A 12151-nucleotide genomic window follows, 5' to 3' on the forward strand; every position below is an offset into this window, starting at 1 on the left:
CAAGTGCAGCGTCTAGGCCTGAGCGCGAGTCAGATGATGCAGTTCATCGCCGAGAAGTTTGAGGGACGGCGGCGAAGTGAGCTAAAGGATAGTGAACTAGTGACGTTGCTCTACCATCTGCAAAACGTAGACCCCAAGCCACTGCCTGAGTAGTCGAACTGGCCCTAGGCGCAACTTTGGAAGCCGACAGCTCAACAATTCGCCGATAATAGTTGCTAGACGGCACATAGACTCAGAGCTGATGGTGTTGTCTGAAGATCTGGCAGTAGAGCTGAAGGCGTCTAGCCGCTTCACTATGCTGATAGATATGCCACCACCTCAACTAGTGGTGGAAGTCGTGTCCCCAGGTAAGCAAAACGAAGACTGTAACTATCGCTATAAGCGCTCTGAATACGGAGCACGAGGCATTCCTGAAACTGGACTGTTGACCCGAGTCGACAGCGGATGACAGTGCTAGCGTTGGAAGAGAGACTGTATGAGGAATCGGTGCTTGCAGGGAAGACTCCTATTCTCTTCAGTAGCCTAGAGCAGTTCTTGAGGCTCAGTTGATTTTTTAGTTGTGCCCTTAAGGAATTTGTCCACTAAGTTAGTGGACAAATTCTATTTCTATTGTTGAGCTCTATTTTGTTGGTGCCCCTGGTGTTGCCCAGAGGCTTTTCATTACCCAAAATCCTTAGTATGCTTCTGGTTGTCTGGTTATTTGTACATTTTGAAAGTCAAAGAACCAGATAACCAGGTAACCAAATAACCAGACAACCAGATATATAATAAACTCGTAACAATAGCGATTACTCTAAAAGGGCTGCCTAACCTACCTGCCGCGCATTAGTGCCGCTTAAAGGTTTTCATCTCTAAGCATATCTGTAGTAAAGTCTGGTTATCTGGATTACTGGTTTTTCAGATAACCAGATAACCAGATAACCAGATAACCAGATAACCAGATAACCAGATAACCAGATAACCAAAAAAATGAAGATCCTGACAATTACCGGCTACAAAGGCGGGTGCGGTAAGTCAGTCACAGCAATTCACGTCGCTACCTATCTCAGCGCACTGGGCGACGTAGTGCTAGTAGACTCCGACCCCAACCGAACCAGTTTGTCCTGGGCCAACCGAGGACAACTCCCGTTTACTGTCGTAGACGAACGAAAGGCAATGAAGGTAGTCCAGGGGCGAGACTTCATTGTGATTGACACGCCAGCTCGGCCTGACAGCTCTGACCTGAAAGAACTCGCTGAGGGCTGTGATCTCCTGATCCTCCCTACTCTGCCCGATATTGTCAGCCTCGAGCCCATGCTGCAGACTGCTCACGATTTGGGAGAAGCTAACTATCGAGCGCTGCTGACCATCGTTCCCCCCAAACCCAGCCGGGAAGGGGAAGCCATGCGAGAGGAGTTACGAAGTAACGGAGTGCCTGTCTTCAGCACAATGATCCGCCGTACCGCTGGATTTCAAAAGGCAGCGCTGGCCGGTTTCCCCATCCGTGACCTAACAGGGCGTGACCGAATGGGATGGCTAGACTACGACTCTTTAGGTAGTGAGATTTTGGAGGCAATTGGGCGATGACTCAGCAGACTGGAAAATTCGGCATCGGCAAAGTATTAAAGCAGGCCAGAGAACCAGATAGCCAGGAAGCCATAAAACCAGATAATCAAACAAGCCAGCAACCAGAGAACCAAATTCTCGAACCATCTATTGACCAAAAAGCCACAAAACCAGATAGCCAGATTTATGGCAAACCAGATATCCGAAAACCCATAAAGCAGGAAGAAAAGCAGGTAAACCTTTGTGTAAAGGTGCCCGAGTCTCACCGCCGCCATTGGGCTGCTATGGCTAAGCTTCAAGGAATTACGATGACTGACGTGATGGTAGAAGCCTTAACCCAGAAGTTTGGCTTGCCAGATAACCAGAAGTAAGGATAACCAGATAGCCAGATAGCTGGCTTACCAGATTTGTGGTTGTGGAAGTGGACTGATTGTTACCACGGTAAGCGCTTGCGAACCTTACCACCCGCTTCCCGACAAATCTGATTGACCTGATCAATTCGGTCCCAGGTGTCCCCATACCAGGTTGCTTCTTCTAAACCTTCACAGGCTCGAAACTCACCTAGTGAGATTGCATTCTGGGCAGCAGCAGGCAGGGTATCCCGGTCACCCCGTTTGCCGTCCCGATAGACCTCCTTAGTGGTGTGGCTTAAAACCGTTTGGTAAATAACCTCGGTAGCTTGTGCGATAGCAATCTCCCTCTCCTGGCCAACTACGGCAAGGTCAATGAGTTCGCAAAACTGCTCTCGAATGAAAACACGCAACTCTCGGGCGGCTTTGCCGTCCTGGGCAATGCTAAGTTGTCGCAGTCTAGCGAGTTCCTGCCGACGCGAGGAGGGGAGCCGCTTGAGCTCCTCCTCGACTTTGTCTTGCCAACGCCAGAAACCCATTCGCTAGATCCTCTCTATTGGTTTTCCTTAGGTACCTGTAAGAGTTTGGCAGCATCTCACGGCTGTCCTTATGAGCCAACAGCGCCTCCAAAATTAAGAACTTCAGCTCCTTTTGCCAGTCTGGCCACCGTTCAGGATCCATGAGCTTGAAGAAAAGATCGCCATCCCCTACACAGGCCATGAGCCACTGCACATAGAAATGGGCAAAAGCTTTTTCCCATGTCACTTTGCGTCTCATGTCGCCAAACAGGCGCTTAACCTCTGGCTTGAAGTTCTCGACCTGAGGCACGACCATCTCAGAATTGTGCAGCATCATCCAAAACCGTAAGGCTTGCTGCTTAAGCGCTTGAATAGAGATGAGTTTGCCAGTCAGAGTCATCATGTCTTGGCAGGTAGCCTTCTGAAATTAAATTTAGCAGTTTGCTTGAGAAACGCACTCTTTGGTAGCAGTTCGTCAAACTCACGCTGATGGCTATTGGAGCCGGGAGTGCGATTGCAGCAAGCAATTGCGCTCATACCAAAGTTTTGCCATGCCCCAGAGGCAGCAAGTCGGCCTTTGTGGAGCAGATTGATGGAGCCTTGGCTAAGGTGGGGTGTTCTAGGGGAGATGCGGGTTGCGATCTCAGTTAACTTTGTAAGCAGCTATATACTTCAACAGCGCACTGGGAACCCTGAGAACTCCTATCCATGGCGACTTTGCAGTTTATGAATGAGGCTGATTTTCAGGCACTACTGAAACCAACTCGACTCTGGTCTCGTTCTGAAGTATTAAACGGCGTCTGCCCGCTCCCACGCGAGCCCGGCATTTACGCTTGGTATTTTCGGGAGATCCCGCCAGGGGTACCCACCGAAGGCTGCATCCAGGCGAATGGTACAACTCTTCTCTACCTTGGCATTTCACCCAAGAAGCTACCCTCTAATGGCAGTTCAGCAAATGGGCGACAGTTAGTATCGCGTGTGCGCGAGCACTTCAAAGGCAACGCTGAGGGCTCCACACTCCGCCTCACACTCGGTTGCCTGCTTGCCGACACAATCCAGATTGAATTGAGGCGCGTAGGCAGTAGTGGAAAGCGCCGCACGTTTGGAGATGGAGAACACCGGCTCTCTGAATGGATGGAAACCAATGCATTCATAACCTGGTTCACGGTACAAGAGCCGTGGTTGTTGGAGCAGCGGCTCATTGCTGAGGTGTCTCTTCCGCTCAACCTTGAGCACAATCAGCATCACCCATTTCACTCTGAGCTCTCCGCGCTTCGGCGTCACTGTAGAGAGAGGGCAGACCAGCTTCCTGTTGTGGCATGAGGGGTATCCACTGCCGGAAGTTTTGGGATCAACAACGGTGTTCTATAAGGATCTCCATGGTTGCGATCGTATATTCCCTAACTGTAGAAATCACCTAAATCTCTACCTCAGAAAAGAAGTCCTCATCAATACGCTTGAGATGGAAAGTCTGATGAATGCTGACGCCAACGTCGTGCTCGATCATCAGCTGAGCCAATTGCTGACCATCAATGAGGACAATCTTGCTGTCGCGTAGGCGCTCAACGTAGGTGCGGGCCTGCTGCGTAAAGCTAGAGGTTGTCATAAAGACCCCTTTGCGTGCTCCCACACCTGCAAGGGCTCCCTGAAAGGCTTGAATTTTCTCTCGCCCTACTGTGTTGTCGTTATCCCAACGCTTGGCTTGGATATAAATGGTATCGAGCCCTAGCTTGTCCTCCTTGATCAGCCCATCAATGCCACCGTCTGGCCCCGTCGGTACGCCCTCAACATCCTTAATGCTGCCGCCGTATCCCATTGCATGGAGCAGGCGCAAAACTAGCCACTCAAAAGCTCCAGGATCCATCTGCTTAATTTTGTCGAGCAGGTCATCGCGCAGGTTAGCTTCAAGAATGGCGTGAGCATCCCGGATCATCTCATCAGGAGTTGTCTGTTTCGTCCCAGTAGTTTCAACCGTATTCTGCCGGTCACGTTCATCAGGAGTCGTTCGCTCTTTGAACTGCCGGTACTCATCAAAGCGCTGGAGGTAAATATCGTTGATTGCAGGTGGATTCTCCGCCAGCACTTTCCGCCCTCGTGGTGATATACGGATGCAACCACGACGAGGACTATCAATCAGTTGGGCTTTGCGGAGGTGAGTGCAGGCCCAGCCAACTCGATTGTCAAAGACCGTCTGGCGACCACTAGGGAGTTTGAGGATACGCTCTTCAGGGGTGAGTTCGATCTGTTGAGCTAGCTGCGCCCGCAGGTCACGAATGGGATGCTCTGCGCCATCCTGAGCAGCAAGTTTGAGCAGGGGTAGCATGAGTTCATCGTAGGTGGGAACAGGCATGGATGACTAGAGTACTGGCAATAGCACCTTAGTATTACCCAGAGCGGTACTGCTTGTCCGGCACTATGAAAGGTCTAGGGAAAGTTTGTGTTAGCCCCCTGGTAGTTCGTCACCACCAACAGCTACCGGTTCCCCGCATCGCCATACTCGATCCCTCACTGCACCAGTCAGCAGGCATGATTCTGATGGTGAGGGGACAACAATTAGTACATCAGTGTAGAAGGCAGGTTGAAATCCGAACAGGGCTTTAAAAAGACTTTATAACCCCCGACATTGCTACTCCTGTGCCAGGAAGTATGATTCTGATGTACCAGTTCCTGTGGCTGATCGCTGAGGAGTTATGGCTCAATTTCGGGTAGGGCAGCTTATCCCACTGAAATTCAAAAACCGGGAGCTACGGGCGATCGTTATTGACCCTCATGGTCTAGGCCAGGACAAGCCCACCATCGGGCTCGGCTTTCGAGGGATGGATCGCCATACCAATGTCCCGGTCAACACGCTCTCCCAGAGGGTGATCCAAATAGGCCAAGATAACTACTTGAAACTACCGTCTGGCAGTACTTTTAGGGTGTTCCAAATCCCTGGAGAAGATGGCAATGAGTACCAGGCGATTGAGGCATCCGACTGGGTTGATCTGGCGCGAGATTGGGCTAAGGAGCCGGGTAAGCTGCGCAAGGGTGCCCGTGACGGGTTGATTGATTTCCTCGCTTGGTTTGCAGCCGAAGGTATCTACGCCCAGGCCTACACGTTCCTAAAGCGCACCTACACCCGTGAGGACGATGAGGTGCTGCGGCAGTGGCTGATGTCGCGGGAGACCGGTAAGGCATATCGGGTTGACTGGAGTTGGGAGGTCAAGGGTAAGGACCCCCAGGGGCGCTATGGCTACTGGACAAACTATGTCTACCGCGGGCTGTTCGGTATGGATGCAGCAGAGATGAAGGCGTTTTGGGAAAATCCAGTGCATGGGAGTGGGCGGATTGCCCGGAACTATATCCCCCAAGCAATTGGGCTAGAGGCAGTAGCCTACTGCGAGAAGATGGTGGCCCAGGTGGATCTCGATTTGCAGTCAGCCCACGATGAGGCGATTCGGCTGACTCGCATCAAGTATGCCAAGTACTTCCCGGCTGGGCGGTAGCTATTAAAATCGCACCCTACCTGCCAGACAGCCTAACCCCAGCTAGCAAGTGCAATCACTATCGTTTCAGGGCCTGGCATATCTTCAAGAACTAGCGATAACTCAGTCAATCATGCTACCCCTAGCCTATCGCTAGGGGCCTTTGTAAACCCTTGATTAAAGCATCCCTTCTATGAAACCTGGTCAATCAGAAGCAGCGATCAGGAACTAAAGCTTGTTCAGAAAGAAGGACAAAACCGCGCCAAGGACTACAAAAATAGCGTCTTTGACGTACTCCTGTATCAGGTCCTGTCGTTTTGCCTGCCTCGATATTTCCAGTGCTTCAGACTGACTTGGCAGATTCTCGTAGAGCTCAGCGCGATGGGCAAACTGCTCACGAAACCAAGGAATACCAACTTGAATAGTGAAAATAATCGTACCCAGAACGAGATAAATCAGCAGAATAATGAAAACAGTGATTCCTAGGTCTTTTAGCAGAACATCCGACGGAACCTGTCTATGCGTTGGGCTCGGCTCGTTACCCTGAAGCCTCTCAAATAAAGAAAGAGGGGCACCGAGAGTAGAGCGAACCCGATCAACCACCTGTGTAGGAAGATCGCTGTTCTGTAATAGCGGAATATGCCAGTGGAACAAGTGCATGGGTAGTTATGGGTTGAATCATGCTGCTTCTAAAGTGCCCACTTAAATGAATATCTGCTTCTGATAGGAAGGGCTCGCAGTCTCTACACTGCCGTATCCTTATCTGCGAACAGGTCAATTTGCGATGCTGCCCCTGGTGCAAGACTAGGGGCTTCTTCTTTTGGTCTTGAAGAGACGCCTGACCCAGTGCGCCAGAGCCATATGAGCGCGGTATAGTTTGGACAAGGCTATTGCCCAATACGATATGGCCGCACCCACACCCCTGACCACAGCCAAGCAAATAACGCTACAAGACCTCAAGGCAGAAGTGATTGAGGCATGGGGCAGCTTTGCTGAGTTTCAGGGCTTTCTGCCGCAAGTGGACGAAATGAAGAAGGAGATCCGCAGGCAGTTTGGCGACCTGCGCTACCGTCGCATCTGGGAGCAAGCCTACTCCTACTACGGCGCGATGTTCTGGATCAGCTGTAACGCCCTGGAGGCCTATGAGACCTTCACCCGGTTCTTCTGTAAAGAAGATGCTCCTGACTGGGCGATCGCACTGATGCCCGACGCCCTTGATGTGTTTCTGGCTCACTCAGAAGGAATTCAGACTATCAGAAGCGGATTGGAGCAGCTGCTCTACTACAACGACCCCAAGGACTGGGACCAGTCCGAGCACTTTTTCAATCTGATTCGGGAAAAAGAAGGCCCAGTCAGAGAGGCGACGGAGCACGTTCTGTCCCTTCGCAGTGGTCGTTTACCTGCTACTAAATAGGAGATCTTCGTGGGATTTCTTCAGTGGTTTCGTGAGAACCAGGAGGATGCTGCCTCCCAACTAGCGCTACCGCTAGGAAATGGCAACGAGCTAGAGCCCCAGGCCCAACACGACTACCAAGCCATCACTCAGCGCAAACACATCCGAGATCAGTACGAGGCCACTATTCAAGAAAAAATGGGTAGTGGCAAACTCCGTCAAGATCCTGTCCTCGGTCAAGCTACTGAGGCAATGACGCGAGAGATTTTCGGCTGTGGCGTCTCCGATCTCTACAAGGAAACCGGCAGTAAACCCAAACAGCGAAACACTCTGCCACCCGTCGCGCAGAACGCCTACATGGTTGGGGAAAGCTTCGCTACAGACGCCCTAGAAAACAGTGATATCCAAGGAAGCAAAGACCAGCGCCGACAGCAAATCGTAGGGAAAGCAGCAGACGCAGGAAACCGAGCTCGAAAGCGTATGCCCTGGTAATTCTAAAGATTACATTCTTTCACTCCCAGTGGTAGGTCTACCCTACACTAGGTTCTAATTTACATAGGCATCACACCTACCGTTGTCACAGTAAGCCAAGAGGGGATCTGGAAACCTACGGTCACGTTGCACTTGCCAGACAGCGAGAAGTTTAACTAGCTCCTTTCAAGTAGAACGTTCAGTTTCTAACCCCTATGGTTGAAAATCAAAGCTCCGGATCAGATCGCTCAATTCGTGTCGGCGGCAATGCGATTGGCAGCGCGATCGTCACCGGCGGCAGCAATACCGTCTCGGTTGAGTTTAAGCAGGCGTCGCTTCCTGAAGCTGAGGCAGTTGATTTCAAGGGGGGGGTTTTAAACACATACCCCTTTCTCCAGGTCCCAAAGTGCCCTCGCGAAGTGCCACCAGGTTGGTTTATCAGGGTATTCCATCTCAGCTAGTCGTACCAAACACTTTGCCGTCTCTATGTCCCCAGCTGCAGCTACCAATTGCTGGGTCATCAGGTTCACTCCATCCTGGTGGATGGTCTTCGGCAGCTTCGGCTTTTGCCTTACGTTCATGCATTGGGAAAGGTCAGGCTCGTTCATAGGTGCCCCTGTAACGTCTCATCTAAAATTCCTTGCGGTGAACGGCTAACATCATCGCGTCGCCTCAGCCCCCGGTTGAGAGAGCTTTTTTAATCAGCAGTGGGTAGAGGGGTTATTTGCGATCGCGCACGCCCTACCTCCCCCGCTCCAGGTCGTAGCGCACCTTCTCAACCGCCCATTGCCAGTTCCTGTCATAGCTGCCGTCCACCGCCTGAAGCAGCAGCCGCTCTGCCGCTTCTCGGTCATGAGTGACTCGGCTAATCTGCTGCAGGTATTCCTCCGGCACTTGGTTGCTCACATAACGCTTTGGTTTAGGCCTGGGTTTCCGTCGCCTTTTCCCATTGTGGTACTCAGTTCGAATCAGGCTGTTGGGGTTGCGTGGCCTAGGAGGTGGAGCAGGGCGCAAGTCAAACCAGGGCTTGTTAGTCAGGCCCAACTGTTGCCGCTGTCGATGATGTAGCCAGCTAAAGAGAATAGCTAGTAGGAGCAGGGAAAGAAGTAACATGGCTACTTGCGATCGCGCTCCAAATCCCAAATTGCTTTCTCCACATACCAGCGCCCCTTTCGGCCTGGATAAGACAGCACCAAGTCAACGATCAGATCCTCTGCCCTCTGGCGGTTGTGGCACATCGCTACCAGCAACCGGAAATCTTCGACATAAACCTGCAGAGTAGTTAGCCTAGATTTGCCATCAACAAAGCGCTCAAACTTTATGTAGTGACAAGGGTCAACCCGTCGATGTTTTCTTTGAGCTTTGTGCTGTTGTGTTTTCTCCACTACCCAAGAAAAATAACCGCTTTTACGGAAATACCAATTAATAACGAAGGAGTTAATTAGAGAGAAAATTAGTAATTGCTGGAAAGTCATTGCTAGACCTAGAGAGATCTAGCCAAGTCATACAGGGCACCGATTCAGAATTCCCAAATAAAAAGTTAACTATCGTTTCCCATTGTGTAAGTACAATACCAGCCCTGTTTTTTCCAACATAGTAAAAGCAATGTCTAGACAATTTCCTAATGACTAATAGCAACTGGACAACAGACAGGCCAGCTGGCATCAACACTGGAGAAAAGACTGACATTAACGCGTCTCACAAGCTCCCGGTAGGCAGGGGGCTTTTTACCGGCAGAGGGTAAGGGGGTCTATTTGCAATCGAACTGTCTACCCTACTGGCCCAACATCCTCAGCCGGAAAGCTGGGAAGCACCGGAGCAGGTATTGAGGATCAACGACTCGGCCCTAAAGTAGCGATTCACTTTCGGGCAACTTACCAAGCAATGCTTTGCTCCACAGGACATTTCACTAGTACGCCTCCTGGACCAGAAATGGACTAATTTTTCTCAAAACTGAGTAGTACAAAGCCTACTTTTACTCGTTTTATCAGCTGAAAGGCTGATTCTGTCGTTGATTAGTTGCGCGTATAGCAGCTAGGCGGGCAAGGCAATTGAACTAGATTGTTCTAAAATACACCCTTGCCACTTTGGGGTCTAAATGGACCAGGTCGCTTGAGCACGTTGCAAGAGATCTGTGTGGCGCTTTTCTATAGCGCTGACCGTCCATTCATCATGGGCACAGACGTCTTTGGTCAAAGTGAAGGAGACTGTCTGCAGCTTCTCTTGGTAGATTTTCTTCTTCCGATCAAAGCTATAGTTCTGCGCCTGGTAGTTTTTACGCCCGCTTAAGGGAGTAAGGTTGCCGAGCTTATGAACCCACTGTTGATGCTCCTCGGGTTGGAAGCGCTCTACCCAGTAGGAGTCGCTCGGTTTTTGAGGCAAGACGTGTTCAATAGTGATAAGTCCAGAGTAGATAAGAGTCACAGACTCATCATGAGGAGCCTCTTCTAGACGTAGCAGCACTGCGTTAGTAAAGGGTTGGCCGTAAATATCGCTGCCCAGAAACCTGAGAAACTCCTCATTATGGGCGTTCTCCTTAAAGATGGCGCGGATGTCATCGGCAGTTCTATGGTTTCTAATAGCACGGATAAGTTGAAAGTAAGTGGTCAGACGTGCTGCGCTACCTAGGCGGCGGATCCAGTTCTGCATAGTGATTTTTTCAAGCAGATCTAGGAACTCGGCTTCACCTAGACCCTCTACATTTAGGCTCAGAAAGCTCAGCAGAGGAGGAATCCAGTCTTCGTACTTCACTCGACGTAGAGCATTAAGCGCACGGAGCGCCTTAGGGTCAGCAAAGTCCCGATCAAGGATGCGGACATACTGGACAGCTGCTTGTTTGACAGAGTCTAAGAAGTCGAAGGGGTTACCAACCCCCTTGATTAGAAGGTTTATCTCTTCGTGTAGGGCGCTGCTGGCTTTGTTGGCCGTCAGAGCGGTTCGGTAGTGACCAAAGAAGGTATCGAGCCTTTCAATACCAATAGTGCTTTCCAACTCAAGCCAACTCTCTTCTAGATCGTTGCTTTTGTGGGCTTGTCCGTTGAGGTGGTCAAAGAGGCTGTTCTTGATCAGGTCAGCATTAGAGAGAGGCATTCCTCGGGCGTTGAGGACGTTGAACAATCGGTAGGCTGAGTCAAAGGAAAAGGTAGTGACGAAGACCACGTATACCGAGGTCAAAATGTAGTTGGCGAGTAGCTTTAGCTCTTGTTCGGTTTTACCTTGGCAGAATTCATCCACTACATGGGCATTTCGAATCAGGTTCCGCTGAGGTGTTTCCAGCCTGTTGATGTTGTTCTCAGCAATGGGCTGACCTTCGAGAATATGTCTGAGAAAGAAGGCTTGGTCTTTTTTTCGAAGGGCTAGACGGGGTTGCTCTGCTTGGCCGGTAAGAGGATTAGTCGGCAAAATGCAGCCTTGCAGAAGTGCTTTAGACGCTCCATCAGCAATGTGGTCACGAAGCCTAGCAATGATGATGTTGAGTGTCGTTAACCGCTGCTGACCATCCACCACATCGTAGTGCTTATCTCTAGTTCTCTCAATGGTGATGAGAGAACCGATGAAGTACTCCCTGTTTTGGGCTTCGTAAGCTTCGAAGAGGTCCTCTAAGAGCTGCTGAATGTTTTCCTGATTCCAGGAGTAGGGACGCTGATAGGGCGGAATCTCGTAGCAAATCTGCTGAGTAAGAATTTGGGAGATGGTACGCTCTTCAGCTTTCATAGAGAACCTTTTCTGTGGAGGTGAGTACGAGCAGATAAATTCACTCAGGTGACCAGCCAGGGATCTCCTGCACCAAAGTGGAAACAGCGAGACCCACAAGCCAATTTTGGGCAATGAAATGACTGTTGTCTCTTGATGGAGCCACAATCAGTTGCCTGCCTTGTAAAAGTACCCAGAGTTGCAAGCAGGTCAAACTCACCGGGTGGCTTGACGGTGTCTAAATGCTGAAGATGCTGTGATTGCTTGGAAAAACCTAAGGGCTAACAGGGTATTCGGGGCATATTGGGAGTCTGAGCCCTATTAAGACTGGTCCATGGTTTAGGGAACGCTGTTCAACACCATCACACTGTCAGAGCTAGAGTCCAAACTCTGGGAAGCAGTCAACATCCTACGGAGTAGCCCGTTGATCGCATGGATTGGAAGAGCTCTATCCTGCCACTGCTGTTTTACAAGCGTGTCTATGATGTGTGGAATGAAGAGCGCGATCTCATGATCCGAGAGTCAATTTTGCTGAGTGTGGAATGTCAACTGCCTTGGCAAACCGGTGACAATTACCTGTCTAGTTGCGTGAGTAGTTGACGCGCTAGAACGACAACTAAGCTGGAGCAAGCAGCGGCAGGTTCGGAAGACACAACAAACGAGCAGTTGCTTAAGGTAAGCAACCGCTGCTGAGTAAGAGCGAGTAGGGGCTAAACT

15 protein-coding genes and 2 pseudogenes are annotated in these 12151 nt (G+C 50.6%); 9 read left to right on the forward strand and 8 right to left on the reverse strand.

Annotated features, from left to right (window positions below; translation table 11 throughout):
* Positions 1–235 precede the first annotated feature (235 nt).
* The 3 genes and pseudogenes from H6G13_RS28935 to H6G13_RS27145 all read left to right on the forward strand — a co-directional run.
* A pseudogene (locus H6G13_RS28935) lies at positions 236–489 on the forward strand (Uma2 family endonuclease); the annotation flags it as partial.
* Between the two features lie 480 nt (positions 490–969).
* On the forward strand, positions 970–1566 hold the full coding sequence (locus H6G13_RS27140) for a ParA family protein (protein WP_190488794.1): 597 nt from the start codon (positions 970–972) through the stop codon (positions 1564–1566).
* Complete coding sequence (locus tag H6G13_RS27145) at positions 1563–1916, forward strand: hypothetical protein (protein ID WP_190488821.1); 354 nt, start codon at positions 1563–1565, stop codon at positions 1914–1916. Before H6G13_RS27140 ends, H6G13_RS27145 begins: the two co-directional genes overlap by 4 nt.
* A gap of 62 nt (positions 1917–1978) precedes the next feature.
* Here H6G13_RS27145 and H6G13_RS27150 read toward each other — a convergent pair whose 3' ends face one another.
* The gene (locus H6G13_RS27150; RefSeq protein ID WP_190488797.1) at positions 1979–2434 is read right to left on the reverse strand and encodes a hypothetical protein; all 456 of its coding nucleotides are present in this window, start codon (positions 2432–2434) and stop codon (positions 1979–1981) included.
* Positions 2355–2816 (reverse strand): hypothetical protein, encoded by a 462-nt coding sequence (locus H6G13_RS27155; RefSeq protein WP_190488799.1) that lies wholly within the window; start codon positions 2814–2816, stop codon positions 2355–2357. Before H6G13_RS27155 ends, H6G13_RS27150 begins: the two co-directional genes overlap by 80 nt.
* Before the next feature lie 305 nt (positions 2817–3121).
* Here H6G13_RS27155 and H6G13_RS27160 point away from each other — a divergent pair, with 305 nt between their 5' ends.
* Complete coding sequence (locus H6G13_RS27160) at positions 3122–3736, forward strand: GIY-YIG nuclease family protein (protein WP_199306928.1); 615 nt, start codon at positions 3122–3124, stop codon at positions 3734–3736.
* 94 nt (positions 3737–3830) lie between these two features.
* Here the strand turns inward: H6G13_RS27160 and H6G13_RS27165 are convergent, their stop codons facing one another.
* Positions 3831–4763, reverse strand: coding sequence for a restriction endonuclease (locus tag H6G13_RS27165; RefSeq protein ID WP_190488801.1), 933 nt, complete (start codon positions 4761–4763; stop codon positions 3831–3833).
* Positions 4764–5103: 340 nt separating this feature from the next.
* Between H6G13_RS27165 and H6G13_RS27170 the strand changes: the two genes are divergently transcribed.
* Positions 5104–5898: a hypothetical protein gene (locus tag H6G13_RS27170; protein WP_190488803.1), complete on the forward strand. Its 795-nt coding sequence runs from the start codon at positions 5104–5106 to the stop codon at positions 5896–5898.
* A gap of 207 nt (positions 5899–6105) precedes the next feature.
* Here the strand turns inward: H6G13_RS27170 and H6G13_RS27175 are convergent, their stop codons facing one another.
* Positions 6106–6537, reverse strand: coding sequence for a hypothetical protein (locus H6G13_RS27175; protein WP_190488805.1), 432 nt, complete (start codon positions 6535–6537; stop codon positions 6106–6108).
* Between the two features lie 217 nt (positions 6538–6754).
* On the opposite strand from H6G13_RS27175, the gene H6G13_RS27180 reads away from it, so the two are divergent.
* The 3 genes from H6G13_RS27180 to H6G13_RS27190 all read left to right on the forward strand — a co-directional run bounded on the left by H6G13_RS27180 (position 6755) and on the right by H6G13_RS27190 (position 8202).
* Positions 6755–7291, forward strand: coding sequence for a hypothetical protein (locus H6G13_RS27180; RefSeq protein ID WP_190488807.1), 537 nt, complete (start codon positions 6755–6757; stop codon positions 7289–7291).
* Between the two features lie 9 nt (positions 7292–7300).
* Complete coding sequence (locus H6G13_RS27185; protein WP_190488809.1) at positions 7301–7762, forward strand: hypothetical protein; 462 nt, start codon at positions 7301–7303, stop codon at positions 7760–7762.
* A gap of 194 nt (positions 7763–7956) precedes the next feature.
* Complete coding sequence (locus tag H6G13_RS27190; RefSeq protein ID WP_190488811.1) at positions 7957–8202, forward strand: hypothetical protein; 246 nt, start codon at positions 7957–7959, stop codon at positions 8200–8202.
* Here the strand turns inward: H6G13_RS27190 and H6G13_RS29295 are convergent.
* The 4 genes from H6G13_RS29295 to H6G13_RS27205 form a co-directional block, all read right to left on the reverse strand.
* Positions 8195–8326, reverse strand: a complete 132-nt coding sequence (locus H6G13_RS29295; protein WP_277882558.1) for a hypothetical protein — start codon at positions 8324–8326, stop codon at positions 8195–8197. The genes H6G13_RS27190 and H6G13_RS29295 overlap by 8 nt on opposite strands.
* 156 nt (positions 8327–8482) lie before the next feature.
* Entirely contained in the window at positions 8483–8854 is a 372-nt protein-coding gene (locus H6G13_RS27195; protein WP_190488813.1) for a hypothetical protein, read from the reverse strand.
* 2 nt (positions 8855–8856) lie between these two features.
* The gene (locus H6G13_RS27200; protein WP_190488815.1) at positions 8857–9126 is read right to left on the reverse strand and encodes a hypothetical protein; all 270 of its coding nucleotides are present in this window, start codon (positions 9124–9126) and stop codon (positions 8857–8859) included.
* A 709-nt stretch (positions 9127–9835) separates the two neighbouring features.
* Positions 9836–11455 (reverse strand): DUF262 domain-containing protein, encoded by a 1620-nt coding sequence (locus H6G13_RS27205; RefSeq protein WP_190488817.1) that lies wholly within the window; start codon positions 11453–11455, stop codon positions 9836–9838.
* A 328-nt stretch (positions 11456–11783) separates the two neighbouring features.
* Here H6G13_RS27205 and H6G13_RS29610 point away from each other — a divergent pair.
* Positions 11784–11935: pseudogene (locus tag H6G13_RS29610) on the forward strand (type I restriction-modification system subunit M N-terminal domain-containing protein); the annotation flags it as partial.
* Positions 11936–12151: the final 216 nt, after the last annotated feature.

The organism is Pseudanabaena sp. FACHB-2040 (genome assembly GCF_014696715.1).
Classification (GTDB): Bacteria; Cyanobacteriota; Cyanobacteriia; order Phormidesmidales; family Phormidesmidaceae; genus JACVSF01.

Bases quoted from the DNA above. Each gene is read 5' to 3' on its own strand.
- H6G13_RS27160 (WP_199306928.1), top strand. From the start codon at position 3,122: ATGGCGACTTTGCAGTTTATGAATGAGGCTGATTTTCAGGCACTACTG.
- H6G13_RS27195 (WP_190488813.1), bottom strand. From the start codon at position 8,854: ATGTTACTTCTTTCCCTGCTCCTACTAGCTATTCTCTTTAGCTGGCTA.
- H6G13_RS27145 (WP_190488821.1), top strand. From the start codon at position 1,563: ATGACTCAGCAGACTGGAAAATTCGGCATCGGCAAAGTATTAAAGCAG.
- H6G13_RS27155 (WP_190488799.1), bottom strand. From the start codon at position 2,816: ATGATGACTCTGACTGGCAAACTCATCTCTATTCAAGCGCTTAAGCAG.
- H6G13_RS27150 (WP_190488797.1), bottom strand. From the start codon at position 2,434: ATGGGTTTCTGGCGTTGGCAAGACAAAGTCGAGGAGGAGCTCAAGCGG.
- H6G13_RS27190 (WP_190488811.1), top strand. From the start codon at position 7,957: ATGGTTGAAAATCAAAGCTCCGGATCAGATCGCTCAATTCGTGTCGGC.
- H6G13_RS29295 (WP_277882558.1), bottom strand. From the start codon at position 8,326: ATGCATGAACGTAAGGCAAAAGCCGAAGCTGCCGAAGACCATCCACCA.
- H6G13_RS27175 (WP_190488805.1), bottom strand. From the start codon at position 6,537: ATGCACTTGTTCCACTGGCATATTCCGCTATTACAGAACAGCGATCTT.
- H6G13_RS27205 (WP_190488817.1), bottom strand. From the start codon at position 11,455: ATGAAAGCTGAAGAGCGTACCATCTCCCAAATTCTTACTCAGCAGATT.
- H6G13_RS27170 (WP_190488803.1), top strand. From the start codon at position 5,104: ATGGCTCAATTTCGGGTAGGGCAGCTTATCCCACTGAAATTCAAAAAC.
- H6G13_RS27165 (WP_190488801.1), bottom strand. From the start codon at position 4,763: ATGCCTGTTCCCACCTACGATGAACTCATGCTACCCCTGCTCAAACTT.
- H6G13_RS27140 (WP_190488794.1), top strand. From the start codon at position 970: ATGAAGATCCTGACAATTACCGGCTACAAAGGCGGGTGCGGTAAGTCA.